The 25,905-nt window shown below is 63.4% G+C and carries 20 protein-coding genes; 16 read left to right on the top strand and 4 right to left on the bottom strand.

The features are described from left to right. Positions 1 to 6 precede the first annotated feature (6 nt). The 9 genes from A3AI_RS0116050 to A3AI_RS0116010 all read left to right on the top strand — a co-directional run bounded on the left by A3AI_RS0116050 (position 7) and on the right by A3AI_RS0116010 (position 10,272). On the top strand, positions 7 to 2,091 hold the full coding sequence (locus tag A3AI_RS0116050) for an ATP-binding protein (protein ID WP_024516569.1): 2,085 nt from the start codon (positions 7 to 9) through the stop codon (positions 2,089 to 2,091). Further along, positions 2,061 to 3,809 carry an ATP-binding response regulator gene (locus A3AI_RS0116045; protein ID WP_024516568.1) on the top strand — a complete coding sequence of 583 codons (1,749 nt, stop codon included), beginning with the start codon at positions 2,061 to 2,063 and terminating at the stop codon, positions 3,807 to 3,809. The genes A3AI_RS0116050 and A3AI_RS0116045 overlap by 31 nt, the downstream gene beginning before the upstream one ends. Continuing rightward, positions 3,806 to 4,540: a response regulator gene (locus A3AI_RS0116040; protein WP_024516567.1), complete on the top strand. Its 735-nt coding sequence runs from the start codon at positions 3,806 to 3,808 to the stop codon at positions 4,538 to 4,540. The genes A3AI_RS0116045 and A3AI_RS0116040 overlap by 4 nt, the downstream gene beginning before the upstream one ends. Before the next feature lie 458 nt (positions 4,541 to 4,998). Then, entirely contained in the window at positions 4,999 to 5,610 is a 612-nt protein-coding gene (locus A3AI_RS0116035) for a sigma-70 family RNA polymerase sigma factor (protein WP_024516566.1), read from the top strand. Between the two features lie 277 nt (positions 5,611 to 5,887). Next, positions 5,888 to 7,303, top strand: coding sequence for a cytochrome ubiquinol oxidase subunit I (locus A3AI_RS0116030; RefSeq protein ID WP_024516565.1), 1,416 nt, complete (start codon positions 5,888 to 5,890; stop codon positions 7,301 to 7,303). Continuing rightward, positions 7,300 to 8,313 carry a cytochrome d ubiquinol oxidase subunit II gene (cydB, locus tag A3AI_RS0116025; RefSeq protein ID WP_024516564.1) on the top strand — a complete coding sequence of 338 codons (1,014 nt, stop codon included), beginning with the start codon at positions 7,300 to 7,302 and terminating at the stop codon, positions 8,311 to 8,313. The genes A3AI_RS0116030 and cydB overlap by 4 nt, the downstream gene beginning before the upstream one ends. After that, on the top strand, positions 8,313 to 8,435 hold the full coding sequence (locus tag A3AI_RS47555) for a DUF2474 domain-containing protein (protein ID WP_198030123.1): 123 nt from the start codon (positions 8,313 to 8,315) through the stop codon (positions 8,433 to 8,435). The genes cydB and A3AI_RS47555 overlap by 1 nt, the downstream gene beginning before the upstream one ends. Positions 8,436 to 8,575: 140 nt before the next feature. Then, positions 8,576 to 9,172: a L,D-transpeptidase gene (locus tag A3AI_RS0116015; RefSeq protein ID WP_024516563.1), complete on the top strand. Its 597-nt coding sequence runs from the start codon at positions 8,576 to 8,578 to the stop codon at positions 9,170 to 9,172. A 62-nt stretch (positions 9,173 to 9,234) separates the two neighbouring features. Further along, positions 9,235 to 10,272 (top strand): amino acid ABC transporter substrate-binding protein, encoded by a 1,038-nt coding sequence (locus A3AI_RS0116010; protein WP_024516562.1) that lies wholly within the window; start codon positions 9,235 to 9,237, stop codon positions 10,270 to 10,272. A 123-nt stretch (positions 10,273 to 10,395) separates the two neighbouring features. Here the strand turns inward: A3AI_RS0116010 and A3AI_RS0116005 are convergent, their stop codons facing one another. Beyond that, positions 10,396 to 11,091, bottom strand: coding sequence for a GntR family transcriptional regulator (locus tag A3AI_RS0116005; RefSeq protein ID WP_156927799.1), 696 nt, complete (start codon positions 11,089 to 11,091; stop codon positions 10,396 to 10,398). Between the two features lie 107 nt (positions 11,092 to 11,198). Here A3AI_RS0116005 and A3AI_RS0116000 point away from each other — a divergent pair, with 107 nt between their 5' ends. The 3 genes from A3AI_RS0116000 to A3AI_RS0115990 all read left to right on the top strand — a co-directional run bounded on the left by A3AI_RS0116000 (position 11,199) and on the right by A3AI_RS0115990 (position 14,823). After that, a complete protein-coding gene (locus A3AI_RS0116000; protein WP_024516560.1) occupies positions 11,199 to 12,188 on the top strand; it encodes a fumarylacetoacetate hydrolase family protein in 990 nt (329 codons plus the stop codon). 48 nt (positions 12,189 to 12,236) lie between these two features. Then, the gene (locus A3AI_RS0115995) at positions 12,237 to 13,013 is read left to right on the top strand and encodes a cyclase family protein (protein ID WP_024516559.1); all 777 of its coding nucleotides are present in this window, start codon (positions 12,237 to 12,239) and stop codon (positions 13,011 to 13,013) included. A 121-nt stretch (positions 13,014 to 13,134) separates the two neighbouring features. Then, positions 13,135 to 14,823: a Na/Pi cotransporter family protein gene (locus A3AI_RS0115990; RefSeq protein WP_024516558.1), complete on the top strand. Its 1,689-nt coding sequence runs from the start codon at positions 13,135 to 13,137 to the stop codon at positions 14,821 to 14,823. A 12-nt stretch (positions 14,824 to 14,835) separates the two neighbouring features. On the opposite strand, the gene A3AI_RS42800 is transcribed toward A3AI_RS0115990, so the two are convergent. After that, positions 14,836 to 15,213, bottom strand: a complete 378-nt coding sequence (locus A3AI_RS42800) for an NUDIX hydrolase (protein ID WP_036048503.1) — start codon at positions 15,211 to 15,213, stop codon at positions 14,836 to 14,838. A gap of 258 nt (positions 15,214 to 15,471) precedes the next feature. Between A3AI_RS42800 and A3AI_RS0115980 the strand changes: the two genes are divergently transcribed. After that, positions 15,472 to 17,379, top strand: a complete 1,908-nt coding sequence (locus A3AI_RS0115980; protein WP_024516557.1) for an acyl-CoA synthetase — start codon at positions 15,472 to 15,474, stop codon at positions 17,377 to 17,379. Between the two features lie 47 nt (positions 17,380 to 17,426). On the opposite strand, the gene A3AI_RS0115975 is transcribed toward A3AI_RS0115980, so the two are convergent. Beyond that, on the bottom strand, positions 17,427 to 18,341 hold the full coding sequence (locus A3AI_RS0115975) for a hypothetical protein (protein WP_024516556.1): 915 nt from the start codon (positions 18,339 to 18,341) through the stop codon (positions 17,427 to 17,429). A gap of 250 nt (positions 18,342 to 18,591) precedes the next feature. Beyond that, positions 18,592 to 21,426, bottom strand: a complete 2,835-nt coding sequence (secA, locus tag A3AI_RS0115970; protein ID WP_024516555.1) for a preprotein translocase subunit SecA — start codon at positions 21,424 to 21,426, stop codon at positions 18,592 to 18,594. A gap of 358 nt (positions 21,427 to 21,784) precedes the next feature. Between secA and A3AI_RS0115965 the strand changes: the two genes are divergently transcribed. The 3 genes from A3AI_RS0115965 (at position 21,785) to A3AI_RS0115955 (ending at position 25,896) form a co-directional block, all read left to right on the top strand. Beyond that, positions 21,785 to 22,708 carry a peptidylprolyl isomerase gene (locus tag A3AI_RS0115965; RefSeq protein ID WP_024516554.1) on the top strand — a complete coding sequence of 308 codons (924 nt, stop codon included), beginning with the start codon at positions 21,785 to 21,787 and terminating at the stop codon, positions 22,706 to 22,708. A gap of 181 nt (positions 22,709 to 22,889) precedes the next feature. Beyond that, positions 22,890 to 24,131 carry a bifunctional glutamate N-acetyltransferase/amino-acid acetyltransferase ArgJ gene (argJ, locus tag A3AI_RS0115960; RefSeq protein ID WP_024516553.1) on the top strand — a complete coding sequence of 414 codons (1,242 nt, stop codon included), beginning with the start codon at positions 22,890 to 22,892 and terminating at the stop codon, positions 24,129 to 24,131. Positions 24,132 to 24,483: 352 nt separating this feature from the next. After that, entirely contained in the window at positions 24,484 to 25,896 is a 1,413-nt protein-coding gene (locus tag A3AI_RS0115955; RefSeq protein WP_024516552.1) for a pilus assembly protein TadG-related protein, read from the top strand. Positions 25,897 to 25,905 lie beyond the last annotated feature (9 nt).

The following is a 25,905-nucleotide window of genomic DNA, read 5'->3' as shown; positions in this document are numbered from 1 at the left end:
GAGGCTGTGACGGCGCCCGAGCACAGCGACGCTGCGAACGACGCGGGAGGAGTGGCTCACACCACGCCGATCCGTGCGCGCGTCGTCGGGATCGTGCGCGCGGTCCCGATCCGCTGGCGCATTCTGTCGATCGCCGCGCTGAACTCGGCGGTCGTGCTTGTGCTCGCCGTCATGATCTGGAACGGCGCAAAGGTGCTGGGCTCGGCGTGGAACGACGTCAGGCAGGCGCGCGAATCCGAAAAGATCCTGGCGCGGCTGGAGAGCGAGACCGGCCGGCTGCAGAACCTGATCCATCGCTACATCAACCAGCCGAGTCCCGAGCTGTTTGCGGAAATATTGCTGGTGCGCGAGGCGGTGCTCGGCACGCTGACCACGCGCGCCTCCACCGACCCGATGCTGTCGGGCTCGGTCGAGGAGCTCGAGCACGTCACCGAGCGCTTCCTGGACGGTTTCGGCCAGTTGCGCTCGGTACAGACCAAGATCTCCAAGACCTATGAGGAGCAGGTGCTGGCGCCAGCCAAGGACATGGCGGGGCTCTATTCCATCATCGAGGGTGCCACCGGCCACCGCGACGCGCTGATCTGGCCCTCGCTCGGCAAGTCCCGCGAAGCCTTCACCGCGATGCTTGTTGCGGCCAATTCCTATTACCTGTCGCTCGCCACCGCCTCCGCCGAGGAGGCGCGCCACAACACCGAGACGATCGAAAAGACCATCCCCGTGATGAGCGACCTCGCCGACAACGACCTGCAGCGGATGGCGCTGCAGCGGCTCAAGACGCGCACGGCGGCGCTGCGCGACGGCCTGTCCAAATTGTCCAACGAGCTTACCGACCGCACGGAGCTGTTGCATAACACCATCGACGCGACGCAGGCCGAAGCGACCGGGGCGGTCGACGAGTTATCCGCCAAGATGCGCGAACGCGAGCAGGCGGCGCAGGCGACCTTCGACCAGGCGCTGTCCGACATCTCGCGCCGGGTGCTGACCATTGCCGTGATGTTCCTCGGCGTCATCCTGAGCGCCGGCGTGCTGATCGCACTGTCGATCCGCCTGCCACTGCAGCAGATCATGACCTCGATGCGTGCCATCACCATGGGTGACTTCGAGCGCGAGGTGCAGGGTATCAATGCGCGGGACGAGGTCGGGGCCATGGCGCGCGCGGTCGAGGTGTTCCGCGAAAATGCGATCGCCAGGCGCAAGGCCGAGGACGATCTGCGCGCCTCGAAGGAGCGGGCTGAAAGCGCGCTGTTCGAGCTTAATACCGCGCAGCAGAATTTGATCGACGCCGAGCGGCTTGCCGCGCTCGGCGGCCTGGTCGCAGGCGTCGCTCATGAGGTGAACAACCCGATCGGCATCAGCCTCACCGTTGCATCGAGTTTCGCGCGGCGCAGCGAGATGTTCGAGGCCGAGCTGAAATCCGAGGGCGGGCTGCGGCGCTCGCAGCTCGAGGAGTTCGTCCGCTCCTCGCGCGATGCCTCCCAGCAGCTTGTCGCCAATCTGCACCGCGCCGGCGAGCTGATTCAGTCCTTCAAGCAGGTCGCGGTGGACCGCTCGCATGCCGAGCGCCGGCAATTCCTGCTCGGCGAAGCGACCGACCAGATCATCACGAGCCTCAAGCCGGTCCTGAAACGGGGACGGATCGCGCTCGAGGTCGACGTGCCGGAAGGGCTCATGGTCGACGGCTATCCCGGCTCCTACGGCCAGATCCTGACCAATCTCTTCCTCAATGCCGTCAACCACGCCTTCACTGACGGCCGGGCCGGGACGATCTCGATCTCCGCCCGGCCGCGCGGGCCCGATGATGTCGAGATCATTTTCGCCGATAACGGGGCTGGAATGACCCCGGATGTGCAGCGGCAGGCCTTCGACCCCTTCTTCACCACGCGGCGCAACGAGGGCGGGACCGGCCTTGGGCTCCACATCGTCTATAATCTTGTCACCCAGCAGCTGGGCGGGCGCATGATGCTGGAGTCAAGACTGGGACAAGGCACTACTTTTCGCATTATCATGCCCCGGACCGCCAAGGGCGGTGCAGCAACAGATGAGATCGACGGAACGTCGCAATGGCCGAACAGGACGATGTCCTCCACCTGATTGACGACACCGGAGCAGCTCCGGAGGATACGTCCGCCCGCAAATGGAAGATCGCCGTCATCGACGACGATCAGGCGGTGCACGAGGGAACCCGCTTTGCGCTGTCCGACTACAGCCTGAATGGCCAGGGGCTGGAGATCCTGTCGGCGTACTCCGCGGCGGAAGGCCGCACCCTGATGCGGGCCAATCCGGACATCGCAGCCGTGCTGCTCGACGTCATCATGGAGACGGATGTCGCAGGGCTCGAGCTCGTCGAATACATCCGCAACGAGATCAGGAACGAGACCGTGCGCATCATCCTGCGCACCGGGCAGCCCGGCCAGGCGCCGGAGCGGCGCGTCATCGTTCAATACGACATCAACGACTACAAGGCGAAGACCGAGCTCACCGCCGACAAGCTGTTCACCTCGCTTACCGCAGCACTGCGCAGCTATCAGCAGCTCGAGCGCATGGTGCAGACCAGGCGCGGGCTCGAAATCATCATCGATGCCGCCTCCACGCTCTATGACTTCAAATCGATGCAGCGACTCGCCGAGGGCGTGCTGACCCAGCTCGCCTCGCTGCTCAATGTCGATTGCGCCGGGATCCTGGTGCTGCGCGACGACGGCAATACGAGCGGCGACGATTTCTCCGTACTGGCCGGCTCCGGCTGCTACAGCCGTTTCATCGGCCTGGCGGGGTCCAGATCCCTCGATACCGATCTGCGCTCGATGGTGGAAGCCGCCTTCCGCCGCCGCAAACATGAATTCGCCGACCAGCGCACGGTGCTCTACGTGCGCACCGGAAGCGGCCGCGAAGTGGTGGTGCTGCTCCAGGCCGAGCGCCCGCTCTCGGAGACCGACCGCTCGCTGGTCGAGATTTTCGGCAGCCGGCTGTCGATCGCCTTCGACAATGTCATTCTCTATCGGCAGCTGCACGAGGCCAACACCCAGCTCGAGGACCGCGTCGCCCAGCGCACCCGCGCGCTGATGCAGGCCAACCGCAGGCTTTCGGCACAGTGGCTGCGGCTGCAGCGCGCCAACGGCTTCAAGAACGAGATCCTGGGCACGGTCGCCCATGACCTGAAGAACCCACTCGGGGTCATTCTGGGCCGCACCGAGATGCTGACCGAGCTGATCTCGACCTCGGCCTCGCGCGAGAGCGTCACGGCGCAGATCGACCACATCCGCGACGCCACCAGGCGCCTGACCTCGATGGTCGATCACCTGATCTCGGACGCGATGGCGGATGCCTTCGACATCACCATCCGCCGCGAGCCGGTCGATATCGCAGCGCTTGTCAGCGACGTGGCCGAGGCCAACCAGCCCATGGCGCTCAACAAGCAGCAGAGCATCACGGTCTCGGCGCCGGCCAACATCGTTACCATGTGCGATGCCGACCGCATCCGCGAGGCGATCGACAATCTCTTCAGCAACGCCATCAAATACAGCCCGATCGGCGGCAAGATCGCTATCCTGGTCGCCCACGAGGACAACCACACCGTCATCCGCGTCACCGACGAGGGCGCCGGCCTGTCGCCGGAGGACCTGGGACGGCTGTTCGGCCGCTTCCAGCGGCTCTCCGCCAAGCCCACCGCGGGCGAAAGTTCGACCGGCCTCGGCCTCTCGATTGTGAAGCGGATCATTGACATGCACGGCGGGGAGGTGAAAGCCAATAGCGACGGACCCGGCAAAGGATCGACTTTCACCATCACCTTACCTGCCACCGAGATGTCATGAGCCAGAGCCAACACATCATCATTGTCGATGACGAGGCGCCGGCGCGCGAGATGGTCGGCGACTATCTCAGGATGCACGGCTTCACCGTGACGCTGTGCGAAGGGGGAAAAAGCCTGCGCACCGCTATCGAGGGCGGCGTGCCCGATCTCGTCGTGCTTGACCTCAACATGCCCGAGGAAGACGGCCTTTCCATCATCCGCGACCTCAAGAGCCGCGGCAACGTCCCGATCATCATGCTGACCGCGACCGCAAGCCCGATCGACCGCGTTGTCGGGCTCGAGCTCGGCGCCGACGACTACATCGCAAAGCCCTGCGAGCTGCGCGAATTGATGGCGCGCATCCGCTCGGTGCTGCGGCGAAGCGGCCCAGCGAAGGCGCCGGCCGAAGCCCCGGCAGCGAAAAACGCCAGGGAGCAACTGGTGCGGTTCGGCACCAAATGGCTTGATCTCGAGGCGCAGGCCTTGCGCGACGACGACGGCAACGAGCACCCGCTCACGGCATCCGAATTCGGGTTGCTGAAAGTTTTCGCCGCCAACCCCAAGCGGGTGCTGTCGCGCGAGCGGCTGTTGGAGCTCGCAAACGCGCGCGACAGCGAGGCCTTCGACCGCGCCGTCGACCTGCGCATCATGCGCATCCGCCGCAAGATCGAGCCGGACCCAACCAAGCCCGCCGTGATCCGCACCATCCGCGGCGGCGGCTACCTGTTCTCGCCGCCCGGCGAGAAGGCTTGAGGCGACGGCCAAGCGCCGTTCCGGCCAAAAGCCCGGCCCGATGCCGTTAAGGTGCAAGCTGCGGTGCCACGTGGTTTCCTCTGTGATGTCCGCGTGGATGCTCGGGTCGAAAGATGCTCCGGCCAAACCCGGCCAAGACGCTTGCGGCAGGTGTTTTTTGCGGAAAGCAGCCGGTTGTCCGAACCCCCGGCAACACCCAATGCTGGTTGGCGGCCCTATATCTTAGGTTAGGCCGACCGGCGGTATTTTCATCCCATGTCCGGACTCCCTTGTAATTTTCCGTGCGTTGAAAATATTCACATTTTTGCCTTGAATATTTCATCGCAAGCCTTCCGATGAAACAATTCTCCTACCCATGAAACCATTTTGGGCTTCCGGTGCAGACGTCCGGAAACGTTGGCTCAGTAACACTTTTGTCCAAGGAAGCGCCGCGGAACGCGGCACATGGGGAGAGTGTCATGCAGAACGTCGTCGCCATCAACGCCGCAGCGCGCCAGAGCATCATGGCTGCTCAGGCGGTCTCGGACGAGATGCTGGTCGAGAGTATCGCCGACGGCAACCGTACCGCGATGCATATCCTTTACGCCCGGCACCATGTGCGGGTTTACCGCTTCATCCTCCGCATCGTGCGTGACGCCACCATGGCGGAAGACCTGGTGAGCCAGGTGTTCCTGGACGTGTGGCGCACCGCGACCCAATTCGAGGGACGTTCGCAGGTCTCGACCTGGCTGTTGTCGATCGCCCGTTTCAAGGCGCTGACCTCGCTGCGCCAGCGCCGCTTCGAGGACATCGACCAGGAGGACGTCCGCGAGATTCCCGATGGGGCCGACACGCCGGAAGCGTCGCTCGACCGCGCCACGACCAGCGAGATCCTGCGCGCCTGCGTCGCAAAGCTGTCGCCGGCGCACCGCGAGATCATCAACCTCGTCTACTATCATGAGAAGTCGGTCGAGGAAGTCGGCGCGATCATCGGCATTCCGCAGAGCACCGTGAAGACGCGGATGTTTTATGCCCGCAAGCAGCTCGCCGAGCTGTTGAAGGGCGCCGGCGTCGACAGTCTCGCTGCTTAGTGAGGTTTTACTGCGTGATGGTGCATTGAAACAATCGGCGAAATCAGCCGGAAAAATTTCTCCTCCATACTCATACTGGATGGATTTTGTGACCGTCAGCTGAACTCAGGCTTAACCTCCCAAGTACCTCCACGACCCGGCCGGGATGCCCCCCTCCCGGGTCGTTCTATTTTCGGTCCCCTGTTGCGCTTTGGACGCCCATGGGACGCAACGTCCAATTTCCTCGCCATCACAAGCGTGGTAAAGCAGCACGCGCAATAGCAAGCAGGTGGCGCGGATGTTCGGCTGGGATGCGGTTGAGTTGGCCCGGGCGCAATTCGCTTTCACCATGGCCTTTCACATCGTCTTCCCCGCGTTATCGATCGGGCTTGCGTCCTACCTTGCGGTGCTGGAAGCGCTCTGGCTGTGGACTGGCCGCGACATCTTCATCAACCTGTTCAATTACTGGCTGAAAATCTTCGCCATCGCCTTCGGCATGGGCGTGGTGTCGGGAATCGTGATGTCCTACCAGTTCGGCACCAACTGGAGCGCGTTTGCCGACAGGACCGGTCCCGTGATCGGCCCCTTGATGGCCTATGAGGTGATGACCGCCTTCTTCCTCGAGGCCGGCTTCCTCGGCGTCATGCTGTTCGGCCTGACACGCGTCGGCCCGCGGCTGCACTTCCTCGCCACCCTGATGGTCGCAACCGGAACGCTGATCTCGGCGTTCTGGATCCTCTCCGCCAATTCCTGGATGCAGACGCCCGCAGGCTATGCCGTCAATGCCGACGGCCAATTCGTCGCGGCCGACTGGCTCAAGGTGATCTTCAATCCGTCCTTTCCTTATCGCCTCGTCCACATGGTGCTGGCGGCCTACCTCACCACGGCGCTGGTGGTCGGCGCAGTCGGCGCGTTTCATTTGTTGCGCGACCAGCACCTTGCCGGCCCCCGCGTGATGTTCTCGATGGCGATGTGGATGGCGGCGCTGGTGGCGCCGATCCAGATTCTCGCGGGCGACCAGCACGGCCTCAACACGCTCGCGCACCAGCCGGTGAAGATCATGGCCATCGAGGGCCATTTCGAGAGCCACAAGGACGGCGCGCCGCTCTATCTGTTCGGTCTGCCGGATGAGAAGGCCGGCAAGGTGAAATACGCCATCGATATCCCGAAGCTCGGCTCGCTGATCCTCGAACATTCGCCTGATGCGCCGATGGATGGGCTCGACACCGTGCCGCGCGAAAACTGGCCGCCGGTGCCGATCACGTTCTGGGCGTTCCGCATCATGGTCGGCCTCGGCCTGTTGATGCTCGCGCTTGGCCTGTTCAGCCTGTGGGAGCGCTGGCGCGGCCGGCTCTATCAGATGCGCCTGCTGCACATCTTTGCCATGCTGATGGGACCGGCCGGCTTCATCGCGGTGATCGCGGGCTGGGTGACGACCGAGACCGGACGCCAGCCTTTCACCGTCTACGGCCTGTTGCGCACCGCAGATTCCGCCTCACCCCTGGCCGCGCCAGCGGTCGGTACCTCGCTCCTGGCCTTTGTCGTCGTCTATTTCGTGGTCTATGCCGCTGGCATTCTTTATCTGTTGCGGCTGATGGCGCAGCCGCCATATCCGGGCGAGCTGGGACCGAGCAGCATGAGCCCGACCCGCACCGCCGGCATCACGCCGGCCGCGGGCGTGGCCCAGGACGCTTATGGGGAGGCCGGCGCATGACAGGCATGACCGTCGATCTCGTCACCATCTGGGCCTTCATCATCGCCTTTGCCGTCTTTGTCTATGTGGTGATGGACGGCTTCGACCTTGGGCTCGGCATCCTGTTTCCGCTGTTTCCGGCCAAGGAAGACCGCGACATCATCACCAACACCGTCGCGCCCGTGTGGGACGGCAACGAGACATGGCTCGTGCTCGGCGGCGGCGGACTGATGGCGGCGTTTCCGCTCGCTTATGCGGTGCTGCTGCCGGCACTCTATACGCCGCTCATCGCCATGCTGATCGGCCTGATCTTTCGCGGCGTGGCCTTCGAATTCCGCTGGCGCACCCGAAGCGAGCGCAATCGCTGGGACATCGCCTTTGCGGGCGGCTCATGGCTGGCGGCGCTTGCGCAAGGCATCGCGCTTGGCGCGATCCTGCAGGGCGTGCATGTCGAGGGGCGGCAGTATGCCGGCGGCTGGTGGGACTGGCTGACGCCGTTCAGCCTGCTCACCGGCGTGTCGCTGGTCGCAGGCTATGCGCTGCTCGGCGCAACCTGGCTGATCCTCAAGACCCAGGGCAGCCTGCGCGACCGTGCCTATCGCCTGAGCTGGTATCTGCTTTTCGCCATGCTGTTGGCGATTGCGGCCGTCAGCATCGCCACGCCGCTCCTCACCATTCACTACGCGCAGCGCTGGTTCACCTGGCCCAATGTCGTGCTCACCGCTCCGGTGCCGGTCGCAGTTGCCGCGGTGACGGTGCTGCTCTTGAAAAATCTGGCCGAGAGGCGCGACGGCTGGCCTTTCCCGCTGTCGTTGCTCTTGTTCCTGTTGTCCTATGCGGGGCTCGGCATCAGCATGTATCCCTATATCGTACCGCAGAGCATCACCATCTGGCAGGCGGCGTCGCCTGCAAACAGCCAGCTGTTCATGCTGGTCGGCGTCGCCGTGCTGGTCCCGCTCATCCTCGCCTATACCGGCTGGGCCTATTGGGTATTCCGCGGCAAGGTGCATCCCGGGAGCGGCTATCACTGATGGCCATCGAGCAACCAACCGCGCCGCTGCTTCAGCGCCTCCTCTGGTTCGCCGGCCTCTGGCTCGCGGGCGTCGGCAGCGTCGCGACGGTCGCGTTCATACTGCGGCTCTGGCTGAAATAATCCGGCTGTGACACCTGTCATGGAATATTCAAGCCTTTGCAGGCACATATCGGCCACCCCGCCATGAACTTGCCATCAAGCTGCCCCTGAGATTTGATGCGCCCGGCTAATTTGGCTGGCATTCCACACGGAGAGTCCTGATGACGGCATTGCGTCACCTGAGCTGGATGATGATGGCTGCAATCGGCCTGGTGCTTTCGACCTCGCAACTCTCTGCACAGCAGCAGAACGACCCCGGCGACCAGCCCGGCCTCGTGGCCGACGACGCCTACGAACTCGATCCGGAGTGGCAGAAGCAGGTGGTGTATTATCGGACCACCGAGGCGCCGGGCACCATCATCATCTCCACCGCGGAGCGGCATCTCTATCTGGTGCAGCCCGGCGGGCGCGCACTGCGTTATGGCATCGGCGTCGGACGCGACGGCTTCCAGTGGCAGGGGCTCGTGAACATCACCAAGAAGGCGGAATGGCCGGACTGGACGCCGCCGCCGGAAATGATCCAGCGCCAGCCCTATCTGCCGCGCTTCATGGCCGGCGGCCCCGGCAATCCGCTCGGCGCCCGCGCCATGTATCTCGGCGCCACGGTCTATCGCATCCACGGCACCAACCAGCCCTGGACCATCGGCACCAAGATCTCCTCAGGCTGCTTCCGCCTGGTCAATGCCGACGTCACCGATCTCTATGGTCGCGTGCCTGTCGGCACCAAGGTGGTCATCAGGCAGAAGCCCGAACTGTAAGCGGCTTCTGCCCATTTCCTGTCTACTGCTTTCGTCTCGCGAATTTTTGCAAGGGGCAAATCATGCGTACATTCCGAGGCGGCCTGTTGATCGGGCTCGCCGTCGCCGTTCTCGTTGCGGCTGTTGCCATCACCTACGAGTTCTACGACACTCGCACGCTGAAGCGCACGGTCCGCCGCGGTGAGGTGCTGTGCGGCGTCAACAAGGGGCTGCCCGGCTTCTCCATCCCCGACGACAAGGGCAACTGGACCGGCTTCGACGTCGATTTCTGCCGCGCCGTTGCGTCGGCGATCTTCGACGATCCGAGCAAGGCAAGGTTCATCCCACTCGACGCCAGCGAGCGCTTCAAGGAGCTGCAGAACCGCAAAGTGGACATCCTCTCCCGCAACTCCACCTGGAACATGTCGCGCGAGGAGAATTACGACCTCTATTTCCCCGCGGTCGCCTATTATGACGGCCAAGGCTTCATGCTGCCGCGCTCGCGCAACATCGAAAGCGCGCTCGACCTCAACGGCAGCAAGGTTTGCGTGCAGTCGGGCACCACCACGCTGCTCAACCTCGCCGACTATTTCCGCGTCAACAACATGAAGCTCGAGGAGATAAAGTTCGACAAGCTGGACGATGTGGTCAAAGCCTATGACAGCGGCAAATGCGACACGCTCACCGCCGACATCTCCCAGCTCTACGCGCTTCGGCTCAACCTTTCGAAGCCCGGCGATCACATGATCCTGGCCGACGTCATCTCCAAGGAGCCGCTCGCGCCCGTGGTGCGCCAGCGCGACGACGACTGGATGATGATCGTGAAGTGGACGCTCTATGCCATGATCAATGCCGAGGAGCTTGGCGTCAGCTCCCAGAACATCGACGAGGCCCTGAAGTCGAAAAAGCCGGACGTGATGCGGCTGGTCGGCAACGAAGGCAGCTTCGGCCCCGACCTCGGATTACCCAAGGATTGGGCCGTGCGCATCATCCGCCATGTCGGCAATTACGGCGAGATGTACGACCGCAACATCGGCGCGGAGTCGAAGCTGCACATCCCCCGCGGCCTGAACCAGCTCTGGAATGCCGGCGGTATCCAGTACGCGCCGCCGATCAGGTAGTGCCATCTCGCTCGCGGGACACGGCCCCCGCGAGCGCCTTCCACGGCGTATGCGGAGAGGCGATCGCATTCACGGTCCCGCCGCGTCAGCGCGGAAGCTGCATTACCGCCGCCTGACCCCAGGTCACGCTTCGTTCGAAGCGGGGTAGACAATGTCAAGGGTCGAATGCAGATGTGCTTGTAACCTCGCTTGCGCGGCCTCGACGTCGCGGCTCAGCACGAGTTCGGCGAGATCCTCGTGTGACCCGGTGAATTGCTCGCTGCGTTCAAAGCTCCGCATCATGACCCTGCGATAGCGATAAGCCTGGTCGTAGAGATCGGAATGCGCGGCTAGCAGCCGCTTTGACGGGCAGGCGGCAAGAAGCGAGGTGTGAAACGCCTTGTGCAGCCGGTCGAATTCGGGGGCACCCTCACGGAAGTCAATGCCGGTGCGTTGGATATGCCGGCGCATCTGGTGCAGGCTGCCGACGATACCGGCCTCCCAGCCATCATCGCCGCATTCGATCGCAAGTCGCAGCGCTTCCAGCTCCACCACGGTGCGCATACGCGTGATGTCGAGCAGATCTTCGCGGCTGACTTCGGCAACCCGAAAGCCGCGCTGGCCGATGCCGATGATCAGCCCGCGCGAGACCAACCGCGACAGGCCCTCACGGAGGGGCGTCGGGCCGATCTCGTAGCGCCGGGCGAGTTCGACGATGCCAAGTCGCGAGCTTGGCGGAAGGTTGCCTGCAATGATGTCACGCTCGATCAGCGTCGCGGCACGCTCGCTCAGCGTATCCGCCGCCGCGTCGCGTGGCCCATCTGCCGACATTGGCTTCATCGCTCGAGCGCCAGTTTGTTGAGGTTGAGACCGCCAAGAGGATCCGCTTGTTTATCGATATTTTTCATGATTGTATATTTTTAACCGTTGCACAAGGGGAGGCGCGCTTGAAACTGGCGACATTTCGCACCGACGGCCGGGACCGGGTCGGCTTGATCCACGGCCGCGACCGGCAGATTTTCGATCTCGCGGCGGCCGCGGAGCGGGTCGGCAACGGCAATCCGGCCTTCGCCTCGATGCTGGCGCTGATCGATGCGGGCGAAGCGGCGCTTGATGCAGCGCGCACGCTGTTCGACAAACAGGCAGGCGACGCGAGCCTGTCGCGCGATGTCGCTGATATCGAGATCCTCGCGCCCGTGCCGGAGCCGCGGCAGATGCGCGACGGCATGTCGTTTCCGCTGCACATCCTCCAGGCCCCGCGCGGCCAGCGCAAGCTCGCGGCGCGCGCCAAAAACGACATCGCAGAGCTTGAACGCATCGATGCCGAGCCCCTCGGCGAACTGCCCGAAATCTACCGCAGGCAGCCGATCTACTACATCACCAACCGCTTCAGCGTGCGCGGGACCAACACAACCGTGAAATGGCCGCGCTACAGCAAGGTGATGGACTATGAGCTCGAGTTCGGCATCATCACCAAGAACAAGGGCAAGGACATTCCTGCGACGAAGGCGAAGGATCACATTTTCGGCTACACTATCTTCAACGATTTCTCCGCGCGCGATGCCCAGCGCATCGAAATGGAAGGGCGGCTCGGCCCCGCCAAGGGCAAGAGTTTTGACGGCGGCAATGTGATGGGGCCGTGGACCGTGACGCCGGACGAGATCGGCGATCCCTATCGCCTGAAGATGGAAGCGCGCGTCAACGGCGAGACGCGCTCGCAAGGTGTCAGCGACGGCATGCTGTTCCGGTTCGAGGAGATCATCGCCCATGTCAGTCAGGACGAAACGCTGATGCCCGGCGAGTTCATCGGCTCCGGCACCGTCGGCAACGGCTGCGGGCTTGAGCTCGGCTGGTATCTCGAGCACGGAGACACGATCGAGCTCGAGGTCGAGAAGATCGGCGTGTTGCGCAACCGGGTTGAGCGGCAAGACGCTTGACGCGGCAGCACGACGACGAAGAATCGCGACAACGCAGAGAGAACACTCATGGGCCGCAAGCTGATCGACATCTCCGTGCCATTGCAGAACGACGTGCCGGCCGATCCGCCCGGCAATCATCCGACCATCCAGTATATCGATCACCAGCAGGGACTGCCGCGCATGCTGCAGTTCTTCGACGGACTGAAGGCGCAAGACCTGCCCGACGGTCAGGGCTGGGCGGTCGAGCAGGTCAACCTCTCGACCCACAACGGCACGCATCTCGATGCGCCCTGGCATTTTCATCCGACGATGAATCGTGGCGAAAGGTCATGGACCATCGACGAGGTGCCGCTGGAATGGTGCCTGCAGCCGGGCGTGAAGCTGGATTTCCGGCACCTGCCGGACGGCTATGTGGCGACCGCAAAAGATGTCGAGGACGAGCTCAGGCGCATCGGGCACACGTTGTCGCCGCTGGAGATCGTGGTGGTCAACACCAGCGCCGGCGCCAAGTTCGGCCAGACCGACTACGTCAATTCCGGCTGCGGCATGGGCTATGAAGCGACCATGTATCTATTGGAGCGCGGCGTGCGACTGACCGGTATCGACGGCTGGAGCTGGGATGCGCCCTTCGTCTACACGGCGAAGAAATATGCCGAGACCAAGGACGCCGGTCTGATCTGGGAAGGTCACAAGGCCGGCCGGCACATCGGCTACTGCCATCTTGAGAAGCTCCACAATCTGGAGCTTCTCCCCTCGACCGGCTTCACGGTGTCCTGCTTCCCCGTGAAGATCGAACGGGCGTCCGCGGGTTGGACCCGGGCGGTTGCAATCATCGACGCGTGAGACAGACGCGCGCCACGATGAGGCCGGGCAACCCGGAACGGATATTGATTTGCATCCGTTTCCCATGGGCGTAGCCTGATCTGGCCGGAATCCTGCTCCGGCGCTCGCAAATGGAACGCGCATGGGAAGCATGGTTCTGCTCGACCTGATGGGTGGCGTGGCGCTGCTGCTGTGGGGCCTGCACATGGTCCACAGCGGAATCCTGCGCGCGTTCGGGCCGGACTTGCGGCGCTTTCTCGGCAAGGCGCTCGCCAACCGCTTCAGCGCCCTTGCAGCCGGCCTCGGCCTGACCGCGATCCTGCAGAGCAGCACCGCGACCGCATTGATCACGAGCTCCTTTGCCTCCGAAGGGCTGGTTGGCCTGGTGCCGGCGCTGGCGATCATGCTCGGCGCCAATGTCGGCACGACGCTGATCGTTCAGGTCCTGTCGTTCAACATCACGGCGGTCGCGCCTGTGCTGTTCATCATAGGTCTCGTCGCCTTCCGCACCGGGCCGCGGTCGCGAATCAAGGATCTGGGCCGGGTGTCGATCGGGCTCGGACTGATGCTGTTGTCATTGCACATCCTGCTCGACTCGCTCGCGCCGGCCGAAGCAGCGCCCAGCGTTCGCGTCGTGCTGAGTGCCATCACCGGCGATCCCGTGCTTTGCATCCTGATCGGCGCGCTCCTGACCTGGATCGCCCATTCCAGCGTCGCCACCGTTCTTTTGATCATGTCGCTGGCCTATGCGCACTTCGTCACCCCTTATGCGGCGCTGGCGCTGGTGCTCGGCGCCAATGTCGGCAGCGCCATCAATCCGGTGTTCGAGGGCGCGCGGCGCGACAACCCGGCAAGCTACCGGCTTCCTGTCGGCAATCTCATCAACCGCGTGGTCGGCGTTCTGTTAGTCGCGCCCTTCCTTCACCCGATCGCGGACCTGCTGACGACCTGGCAGCCCGATCTGGCCAGGCTGACGGCTGAGTTCCACGTCGCCTTCAATGTCGCGACCGCCGTGCTGTTCATCGGCGTTCTCGACAGCATGGCACGGCTGCTCAAGAAGATGCTGCCCGACCGCGTGCAGGAGGCCGATCCGTCACGGCCCCGCTATCTCGACGAGACCGCGCTAGCGACACCCTCGCTCGCGCTCGCGGACGCGGCCCGCGAAACGTTACGCGCCGGCGACATGGTCGAGACCATGCTGCGCAAGGTGATGATGGCCCTGATGACCAACGACCGGACGCTGGTCGGCGAGGTCTCGCAGATGGACAATGCCGTCGACAAGATCGACGAGGCGATCAAGCTCTATCTCACCAAGCTGACGCGCGGCAGCCTCGACGATCGCGAGGGCAAGCGCGCGCTCGAGATCATCTCCTTTGCCATCAATCTCGAGCATATCGGCGACATCGTCGACAAGAACCTCAACGAGCTCGCGAGCAAGAAGATCAAGCGGCGCTTCCAGTTCTCAACCGAGGGCGCAGAGGAATTGTTGTCGTTCCACAAGAGCATCATGGAGTCGCTGCGCATCGCTTTCGGCGTCTTCATGTCTGGCGACGCAGGCGAGGCGCGCAAACTGCTTGCCGAAAAGGCGGCACTGCGGGCTGCCGAGATCGCCGCGACCGAGCGCCATCTGGAGCGGCTGCGCGAGGGGCGTCCCGAGAGCCTGGAGACAACCTCGCTACATCTCGACGTGTTGCGCGACCTCAAGCGGATCCATTCGCATATCTGCTCGGTCGCCTATCCGGTGCTCGACGGTCAGCCTGAGGCCTATCGACGCCCCGAGGCGATCCCGGCGGCTGCTCCGATCTCGTCACCTCTGCCGCGCCAGACCTGACGCTCTGGCGGACTATTTGGGGAACAATCTATCCCTGATGTAGCGGGAGGTGGCAGTAAGGCGCAGGCCACGGGGCTTGCACCAGACTGCGCGGTCAATTTCCTGCTTGTCGCCGATCTCGAGCCGGCCGGATACGTTCTTGGCGATGAAGATGGCGTCGCTCATCCTGCGCCCATTGCGCGGGTTCTTGGATTTGACCTGCTTCCAGAGGCGGAGCCGGCCCAGCCTGAGCTTGGGCAGTTCCTCCTTGATCTCGCGCTTGAGGCAGTCCTTTTCGGTTTCGCGCTGGCGCTTGCGGCCACCCGGAAACATCCAGCGCCGATCCCGTCGCCGTCTGACGAGGAGAACGCGCCCGCGCTTTGCCGCAACCAGCTTGGATGACTTTGCCATTGCCGATGGACGTTTTTTTTCAAAGGTTCGCTTCGGGTTTTAGCTGCTTCGGCCTTCGATACCAAGAGCGCGCTCGCCTGTGGTCCACAATCGCGTTGTTTTAAAGTTTATGCCGTCCACGCCAGCGCCTGCGCGCAAGCATGGACCCGGCGCCGATATTCGATAATCTTGCCGCGCTTGTGGAGCTGGGGCCCGTAAAATCCCGGCCAAAAGTCGAAAGAGGGACACACGAGGAATCAACCGGGAGGGATTCTGGCAATGGCGGGCGCACATCTGCTCGATCGCGTCATCGGCAACGCATATCCTTTGTTCACCACCGACGCGGACGTGAGGGCCTTCGAGAGCACGCCCTACGGCGACCGAATTGCCGCAGCGAGCACCTATGAGGCCTTGAGGCTCGGGGCAGCCCACAATCCGGATGCGCCTGCAATTCAGTTCCTGCCGAATGCCGAGCCAACCGACACGCCCATCGTGGTCAGCTACCGCGATTTCATCGCGCGCACGACGCAGGCTGCCAACATGTTTCATGCGCTCGGCGTTGGCCCCAATGACGTGGTGAGCTTCCTGCTGCCGCTGCTGCCGGAGGCCTTCATCACGCTTTTCGGCGCGGAAGCCGCCGGCATCGCCAATCCCGTCAACCCGCTCCTGGAGCCGCACCAGATCGCCGACATCCTGGAAGCGGCGCGCACCACCGTGCTGGTGGCGCTCGGCCCCATGCCGGGCACTGACATCTGGCAGAAGGTCGAGAAGGTGCGCGGGCAGTTGAAGCACCTGAAGGTGATCGTGCAGGTGCATGGCCAAGGCGATCCGGCCCAAGGCGTCCAATCATTCGACGAGCTGATGAGGCGCGAACCGTCGGATCACCTGGTCAGCGGCCGGAAAATCTCCGGCAACGAGATCGCCGCCTATTTCCACACCGGCGGCACCACCGGCACGCCAAAGCTCGTTCGCCACAGCCACCTCAACCAAGTTTATCAGGCCTGGGGATGCAACCTGCTGCTCAAATCGATGCCGGGCCGCAATCTCCTGTACGGCATGCCGCTGTTCCATGTCGGGGGATCGCTGACGCAAGCGCTGGCGACGCTGACGTGCGGCGGCTGTCTGGTCGTGCTGTCGCCAGCGGGCTGGCGCAATCCCGCGGCAATCAGGAACATCTGGGGTCTGGTCGAGCGCTTCCGACCCGAATTCCTGTCAAGCGTGCCGACTGTGCTCGCCGCGACGCTCGCAATACCGCCCGGCAACGCCGACATTTCCAGCCTGCGCTACGCGGCCGGCGGTGGATCGGCGATTCCCGTCGCGGTCGGCAAGGCGATCGAGGACAAACTCCATCTGCCGACGGTCGAGGTCTACGGCATGACCGAGACCGCCAGCGTCCACACCATCGCCTATACCGATCGCCCCATCCGGCTGGGCTCGGTCGGCCTGCCCCTGCCGTATAGCCGCGTCCGCGTCGTCAAGCTCGACGCCGAAGGCAAGCTCGATCGCGATTGCGCGGTGGACGAGATCGGCGTCGTAATCATGGCTGGGCCCGGGGTGTTCGGCGGCTATCTCAACGACGCGCACAATGAGGGCGCCTTCGTCGACAGCGACTGGGTCAATTCCGGCGATCTCGGCCGGCTCGACGCGGACGGCTTCCTCTGGATCACCGGCCGTGCCAAGGACCTCGTGATCCGAGGCGGCCACAATATCGATCCCGCGCCGGTCGAGGAGATCATGTTCCAGCATCCCGCCGTTGGCTTCGCCGCCGTGGTCGGGCAGCCGGATGCCTATGCCGGCGAATTGCCGGTCGGATATGTGCAGCTCAAGCCGGGCGCGAAGGTCGAGCCTGGCGAGCTCGAGACATGGGTGCGCGAGCGCACGCCGGAGCGCGCCGCGGTGCCCGTGCAGATCATCCCGATCGATCCGATGCCGCTGACCGGCGTCGGCAAGGTGTTCAAGCCGAAGCTGCGCTGGGACGCCGCAAGCCGCGTCTTCACAAGCGCGCTGACGCCGCTGCGCGAGCGCGGGGTCGACTGCAAGGTTGAGGTCGGGGCGCACGGCAGCCACGGCAGCATCGCGACGGTGACGCTGACGGGCGTGCCGGATGCCACCCGCGAGACCGTCACGAACGAGGTGCACACGCTGCTCGCGCCGTTCGTGATGCGGCATGAGGTCGTGTGCAGCTAAAGCATGATCCGGCAAAGTGTGCAGCGGTCTTCCGAAAAGATCATGCTTTAGCGAGTGCCTGTCGCCATAAGCTGCAGCGAGGGCCAATCTGCGAGTGTCGACCAGCTCACGATCGCGGCCTCGGTGCGATAGCGTGGCAGGTGATCGTCGAGCGAGTAAAAGGCGCACAGCGCAAGGCTCGCCCAGACCGCCGCGCTGAAATAGAGCGACATCCAGGCAATCTCGCCTTCCCAGTGCGTGATGTCACGGGTGACGACCCAGCGCGTCGAGACGTCGCGCAGGCCCTCGAGCAGTCCGAGCAGCTTGCCGTTGGGATGCCCGGCACGCCAGCGGCTCAGATACATGGGGACGTCGACCGTCACGAGAAACGCGAGATAGCCCACGATCCCGACGATCGCGATGATCAGCGCGAGCCGCACCGGGCCGTTGAACTCCGGCAGCAGCCGGCACAACCCGATGCCGACCACGAGGAAGGCGACTGCCCAGATCGAATTCTCGATGGCATTGCCGAGATAGTTGGTGGTGAGCACCGCATACCATGAGCATATCTCGGCAACGATGATCAGCGGCACGATCACCCAGGCGACATTCACGGTGGTCTGCGCGCCGGCCATCGTGCCGAGATGGTTCAGAATGATCATCCACTGCGCTGCAAAGCAGACCTCGGCCACGGTCGCGACCGTCCGGCCGACAAAGACGCTCGAGAGCCAGGTGTCGAACAGGCAGATGCGCTGCACGTCGGCGCGCGGCAGCACCGAGCGGAAGGCGCAGCCAAAGACATAGGCCGCACAAAGCAGGAGCATCGGCGCGACGTCGGAGCGGTCGACCGCTGTGACCGGCGCCTCGCTGTGCAGGACGCGATACAGCACCAACCAGGCGGCGATATTCGCGCCGCTCACCAGAGTCAGAAATCCCCACCACCAGGCCAGGGGATTCGAGCGCACCCGCCACATCAAACGCATGGGCCATTTCCGCGAGTAATCGAACTGACAAATTAGCGTAGCAATACTGTCACAAATCGCGGGGTAGTCACGACAAAAATATGTGTGCCCGGCCAGCGGGTTAACGGCGAGCGGGTGGAGTGAAAGAGGTCTTGCGGATTCCGCCGGGTGGGTGGAGCGAAGCGAAACCCACCATTCCAATGCGCCGAACGACAAAGGTGGGTTTCGCTTGCGCTCTACCCACCCGACGATTCCTGGCTTCAGTCAGGCGTTACGCGTACCGGCCGTGGCAGTGCTTGTACTTCTTGCCGCTTCCGCAAGGACAATCCTCATTGCGACCGACCTTGCCCCAGGTGGCGGGGTTCTTCGGATCGCGGGCTTCGGAGGCTGACGGCACCAGCGAGACATTGGCAAACGCCATCTCGTCCTCGCCGGTGTTGGGATCGAACTTGTGCGCCTCCATCGCCGGCGGCGGCTCAGGCGGCTGCTCGGGCGGCACGATCTCGACCCGCATCAGCTGCGCAGTCACCGCCTCGCGCAGATGCGCGATCATGGTCTCGAACAGCGTGAAGGCTTCCGACTTGTACTCCTGCAGGGGATCGCGCTGGCCGTAGCCGCGCAGGCCGATCACCTGGCGCAGATGGTCGAGCATGATCAGATGTTCGCGCCAGAGATGGTCGAGCGTCTGCAGCAGGATGGTCTTCTCGACGTAACGCATCACGTCGGGGCCCCATTGCGCGACCTTTGCGGCCATGTGCTCGTCGGCGCGCTTCTCGATGCGCGAGAGCAGCTCCTCGTCGGCAATGCCCTCTTCCTTGGCCCAGTCCTCGACGGGCAGATCGAGGTCGAGCACGCGCTTGAGCTCTTCCTTCAGCCCCGCGACATCCCACTGCTCGGCATAGGCATGCTCGGGCACGTGTTTTGTCACGAGGTCGTCGACGAAGGCGTGGCGCATGTCGGCGACGGTCTCGGCGACATCCTCGTCCTTCATCAGATCGACGCGCTGGTCGAAGATCACCTTGCGCTGGTCGTTCTGGACGTTGTCGAACTTCAAGAGGTTCTTGCGGATGTCGAAGTTGCGCGCCTCGACCTTCTGCTGCGCCTTCTCCAGCGCCTTGTTGATCCAGGGATGGATGATGGCCTCGCCCTCCTTGAGGCCAAGGCGCGTCAGCATGGAATCGAGACGGTCGGAGCCGAAGATCCGCATCAGATCGTCTTCCAGCGACAGGAAGAACTTCGAGCGGCCTGGATCGCCCTGGCGGCCGGAACGGCCGCGCAGCTGGTTGTCGATACGGCGGGATTCGTGACGCTCGGAGCCGATGATGTAGAGGCCGCCGGGCTTGGACACCGTCTTGGCGGACTTGGAGCCCTTCGCCGGCTCGATCTCGACGATTTCTTCCGCCTTCAGCACGATCTCGCGAAAGCGCTCGATATCGGCTTTGATCTGCTCGATCTTCTTCGCCTTCTCGGCCTCGTCGGCGATCCCGGCCGTCTCCTGTTGGAGGCGCATGTCCAGCGAGCCGCCGAGCTTGATGTCGGTGCCGCGGCCGGCCATGTTGGTGGCGATCGTGATCGCGCCGGGCACGCCGGCTTCCGCAACGATATAGGCTTCCTGCTCGTGGAAGCGCGCGTTCAGAACGGCGAACAATTTTGCCGGCTTGCCCGCGCGCGCAGCGGCATAGAGCTTGTCCAACGCGCCGTGATTGCCGAAATCGATCTGCTTGTAGCCGTGCTGCTTCAGATATTCGGCGAGCACCTCGGATTTTTCAATCGAGGCCGTGCCGACCAATACCGGCTGCAGCCTCGCATTGGCCCGCTCGATCTCTGCGAGGATTGCTGCGTATTTTTCCTTCTGCGTGCGGTAGACCTCGTCATCCTCGTCGAGGCGCGCCACCGGCAGGTTGGTCGGGATTTCCACGACCTCGAGCTTATAGATGTCGAACAGCTCGTCGGCTTCGGTCGCCGCCGTGCCGGTCATGCCGGCGAGCTTCTCGTACATGCGGAAATAGTTCTGGAAGGTGATGGAAGCGAGCGTCTGGTTCTCCGGCTGGACCGGCTGGTGCTCCTTGGCCTCGAGCGCCTGGTGCAGGCCTTCCGAATAGCGGCGGCCCGGCATCATGCGCCCGGTGAACTCGTCGATGATCACGACCTCGCCGTCGCGGACGATGTAGTCCTTGTCGCGGGTGAACAGCGTATGCGCACGCAGCGCCTGGTTGACGTGATGCACGACCGAAACGTTCTCGACGTCGTAGAGCGACTCGCCCTTGAGCAGGCCGGCATCCTGCAGCAGCCTCTCCAGCTTTTCCATGCCGGCTTCGGTAAGGGTCACCGTGCGCTGCTTCTCGTCGACCTCGTAGTCGGACTTGTCGAGCCTGGGGAAGAAGGTGTCGATGGTGTTGTAGAAGTCGGAGCGGTCGTCGAGCGGTCCCGAAATGATGAGCGGCGTACGCGCCTCGTCGATCAGGATGGAGTCGACTTCGTCGACGATGGCGAAGAAATGCCCGCGCTGGACCATGTCCTCCAGGCGGTACTTCATGTTGTCGCGCAGATAATCGAAGCCGTATTCGTTGTTGGTGCCGTAAGTGATGTCGCAGGCGTAGGCCGCTTTGCGCTCGGCATCGTCGAGCCCGTGCACGATCACGCCGGTGGTCATGCCCAGGAAGCCGTAGATCTGGCCCATCCAGCCGGAGTCGCGGCGGGCGAGGTAGTCGTTGACCGTGACGACATGGACGCCCTTGCCGGCGAGCGCATTGAGATAGACGGCGAGCGTTGCGACCAGCGTCTTGCCTTCGCCGGTCTTCATCTCGGCGATGTCGCCTTCATGGAGCACCATGCCGCCGATCAGCTGCACGTCGAAATGCCGCTGGCCGAGAGTGCGCTTGGCGGCCTCACGCACGGTGGCGAAGGCCGGAACCAGGATCTCGTCGAGCGTCTTGCCTTCGGCGAGTTCCTTGCGGAACTGCTCGGTGCGGGCCTTCAGCGCCTCGTCGGAGAGCGCGGCGACCTCGGGTTCGAGCGCGTTGATGTCATGGACGCGGGACTGATACCCCTTAACCCGCCGGTCGTTGGCGGAGCCGAAAAACTTGCGGGCGAGCGCGCCGATCATGCTTCAAGTCCTGTTCTCGCGGTTAACGCGTTGCAGCTTCTCGTGCTCCACCCGGCGTTGCTATCAACTCACCGTGACACGCCTCGGCACGTTCCCTGATCCCGAGGGCCGTCCGCGAATGAGTGGGAATTGAGCATTTTTGGGTTCAACGGCAAAAAACGCAGCAATAATAAGCGCTATCACCGCTGACACGACGGCGGACAGATATGGGGCGGTCGGGGCCTTGTCAACGGCGCTGCCTACGGCTAAGGCGTCAACGAATTCATGATTTTGACAGACTTTTCGCGTTGCCAAGGCCCCCTGTTTGGGCGAGTGTCCGCCCCGCCTCAAAGCCATCCTAAATGTACAAGGATTTTCCATGACCACCTCGTTCGCGGTAGCGAAAAACGGCCCGCGCCACCTTCTTGTCTCGACCCTTGCCGGTTGCCTTGCCAGCTGCCTTGTCCTGGCGCTGCTTGCTGGCCCGGCCCGGGCCGAGGACAAGGTGCTGGCCAAGGTCAATGGTGTCGAAATCCGCCAGAGCGATGTGGCGTTGGCCGAGGAGGAGCTCGGGTCCTCGCTGGCCCAGATGGACCCGGCTACCAAGGACGAGAACGTGCTGGCGTTCCTGATCGACATGAAAATCGTCGCCAAGGCCGCCGAGGACAAGAAAATCGCCGATACCGACGACTTCAAGAAGCGGATGGCATTCACCCGCAACCGGCTGCTGATGGACAGCCTGCTTGCCGGTGAAGCCAAGTCGGCGACCACCGATGAAGCCATGAAGAAGGTCTATGAGGACGCCTCCAAGCAGATTTCCGGCGAGCAGGAGGTCCATGCCCGCCACATCCTGGTCGAGACCGAGGACGAGGCCAAGGCCGTCAAGGCCGAGCTCGACAAGGGCGCGGATTTCGCCGAACTCGCCAAGAAGAAGTCCAAGGATCCTGGCGCCTCCGACGGCGGCGATCTCGGCTTCTTCACCAAGGACCAGATGGTCCCGGAATTTTCCAACGTCGCCTTCTCGCTCGAGCCGGGCAAGATCTCGGACCCCGTCAAGACCCAGTTCGGCTGGCACATCATCAAGGTCGAGGAAAAGCGCAACCGCAAGGCGCCGGATTTCGAGCAGGTGAAGAGCCAGATTGAAACTTATGTGACACGCAAGGCGCAGGCCGACTACGTCGCCAAGCTGCGCGATGCCGCCAAGATCGAACGCATGGACCAGGCCGCCAACACGCCGCCCGCTAAGCCCGATGCGGCCGCGAAGCCCGATGCGGCGGCGAAGCCTGCGGACGCGAAGAAGTAAGACGTGGCAGACGAGCCAGATTGAAAGCCCCGGCCTCAGGCCGGGGCTTTTTTTTGCGGCGATGAGTAGTCCTCTCAGGTCGCCCAGCAAAGGCCGAGCGACCTGAGAGCCCCCTCCCAACGCTGCGGCGAAGGTGATACAGAGCGCTTCCCATATCTCCCTCCTTGCCTGGTGCGCTCTCATGTCCACTGCCATCTCTCCGCTCGCGCCGACCGAATATCCGGAGATGCCCGCGATTGCCGGCGTGAAGCTTGCGACCGCGGCGGCCGGAATCCGCTACAAGGGGCGCACCGATGTGCTGCTGGCGACGATGGACAAGGGCACGGCGGTGGCCGGCGTCTTCACCAAGTCAAAATGCCCCTCCGCGCCGGTGGAATGGTGCCGCGCGAAGCTTTCCGGCGGCAAAGCGCGTGCCCTGGTGGTCAATTCCGGAAACGCCAACGCCTTCACCGGCAAGACCGGCAAGCACTCGACCGCGCTGACCGCGCAGATCGCATCCAAGGCCGTCGGCTGCGGGACGGGCGAGGTGTTTCTGGCTTCGACCGGCGTGATCGGCGAACCCCTGGATGCGACCAAGTTCGACGGCGTGCTTGCGGGCCTTGCCGAGACAGCCGCGCCCGGCGACTGGATGGCTGCAGCCAAGGCCATCATGACTACCGACACCTTCCCAAAGGTTGCCACTGCGACCGTGAAGCTCGGAAAAACAAAAGTCACCATCAACGGCATGGCCAAGGGCGCCGGCATGATCGCGCCCGACATGGCGACCATGCTGTCGTTCATCTTCACCGATGCGCCGCTCTCCTCGGCCGTGCTGCAGTCGCTCCTCAAGAGCGGCGTCGAGGATACTTTCAACGCCGTCACCATCGACGGCGACACCTCGACCTCCGACACGCTGCTGGCGTTTGCGACGGGTGCAGCGGCCGCCAACGGCGCGCCGAAAATTTCCCGTGCCGCCGATCCCCGGCTGAAGGATTTTACCAAGGCATTCCGGAATGTCCTTGCCACGCTGTCCGAGCAGGTGGCGCGCGACGGCGAGGGCGCACGCAAGCTGGTCGAGATCATCGTCGAGGGCGCGGTGTCGAAACAGTCGGCGCGGCGGATCGCGATGTCGATCGCCAACTCGCCGCTGGTGAAGACGGCGATCGCCGGCGAGGATGCCAATTGGGGCCGCGTGGTGATGGCGGTCGGCAAGGCCGGCGAGCCCGCCAACCGCGACAAGCTCTCGATCTCCTTCAACGGCATCCGCGTCGCCAAGTCCGGCGCGCGCGATCCGTCCTACGACGAGGCCGAGGTGTCGAAGGCGATGCAGGAGCCGAAGATCCAGATCAAGGTGCAGCTCGGCCTCGGCAAGGGCCGCGACCGCGTGCTGACCTGCGATCTCACCAAGGAATATGTCGCGATCAACGGCGACTACCGGTCGTAAGGCTCGCCTCATTCCGGGGCACGCGAAGCGTGAACCATGGGGCGCGATTGCCCCCTTGAGAATCTCGAGATTGCGGGCTCGGTGCCGTCGCACGGCCCGGGATGACCACGCTATCTCAAATTTTACCGGCCGCGTTTAGCCTTCATTAGTGATGCCGCTCAATCCGGCAGCGGCGCAATTTCGGCGGCCCATGTTCACGCGATGCGCGTAAGCATTGCTTAACAGGCGATCTTCAGAGTTCCGCTTTGCCGCGAGGTCGGTGGAGGTTGCCCGGTCGCACTCCCCGGTCCTCGATCCTTGAAATGCCAGAGAATTACCTCTGCCGGGACCAACGGCGACCAGGATGAAGCTCATGCTCCGCGTTTGGTTTTATCGTTTTGCCAGAGATCGCAAGGCTAACGTCGCCGTGATCTTCGCCATCATGATGGTGCCGACGGTCTATCTTTTGGGCATGGCGATGGACTACACCCAGGCCCTACGCAAGCAAAACCAATTGGACGCCGCAGCGGACGCGGCCGCAATCGCGGCCGTGCGGCCCGCGATGCTGCAGCAAAGCGATGCGATAGCCCAGGCCGCCGCGGCGGAAGTGTTTGCGACTACCGCGAACAGCCTTCCCGGCCTGACCGGGATCCCGTCGCCGACGATCACCATCACCGACGCCGGGCTGCAGCGCACCATCACGGTTTCTTACACCGCAAAATCCGTCAACAACTTTCCTCTTGTGCTGGGCAGCCCGGCCTGGCCGATCGGCGGCGCGGCGACGGCAAAGGCGGCGAGTGCGCCCAACATGAACTTCTATCTGCTGATGGATGACTCGCCGTCGATGGCGATTGGCGCGACCACGAACGACATCAACAATCTCATCATAGCCACCGCCCCCGCGAAACAGCCGGCAGCATCCTCGCAGAATTGCGGCTTCGCCTGCCATGAAACCAATATCAGTCACGACGGCGGGACCAAGGACAACCTCACGATCGCACGCAACAACAACATCACCTTGCGTATTGATCTCGTGACAAGTGCCGTCAACCAGCTACTCAATACATGGTCAAACTGCCCGCAGTCCGGCGTGTCGGGTGGCGTCATGCAGTGCATGTCGGCTTTGAACAACACCACCTACAAAGCGGCCCTCTATACGTTCGACACAGGCCTGAACACACTGGCGACGCTGACCAGCCCGACGACCGCTGGAACCAAGGTTTCCAATATTGCGCTGATGCCGGTTCTCTACCAGAACTGCGTCGTTTCGACGTCCTGCAACACCGACTACGGCACAGATATCGCCGGCGCGCTCACCAGCGTCAACAACATCATGCCCGTCCCCGGCCTTGGCAGCAACTCGGCCGGAGATACGCCCCAGGAAGTCGTCTTCCTTGTCACCGACGGCGTCGAGGACAAGATCGTCTCGGGCGCATCAGCTTGCCCCAACGCGAGCCTCGCCTCTAGCAAGCGATGCCAGCAGCCGCTCGACACGTCGATCTGCACGACCATCAAGAACCGGGGCATTCGCATCGCGATCCTCTACACGGAGTATCTGCAACTCATCAATCTCGGCCCCAACAGCAACATTACGGACAGCTGGTATATGAGCTGGATAGACAAGTACGACGAGCCGAAGTCCTCCACCGGCACGATCGCAAAAAATCTGCAAGCGTGCGCCTCGCCCGGCCTGTTCGCGGACGTGACAACCGGCGGCGACATCTCGACGGCGCTGACCAACCTGTTCATCAAAGTCGCCTCAAGCACCGCCAGCCTCACGCAGTAAGAAAAGCGC

This window comes from Bradyrhizobium sp. Tv2a-2 (assembly GCF_000472425.1).
In the GTDB taxonomy this organism is placed as follows: Bacteria; Pseudomonadota; Alphaproteobacteria; order Rhizobiales; family Xanthobacteraceae; genus Bradyrhizobium.
This window is presented reverse-complemented; position numbering and strand designations above follow the sequence as displayed.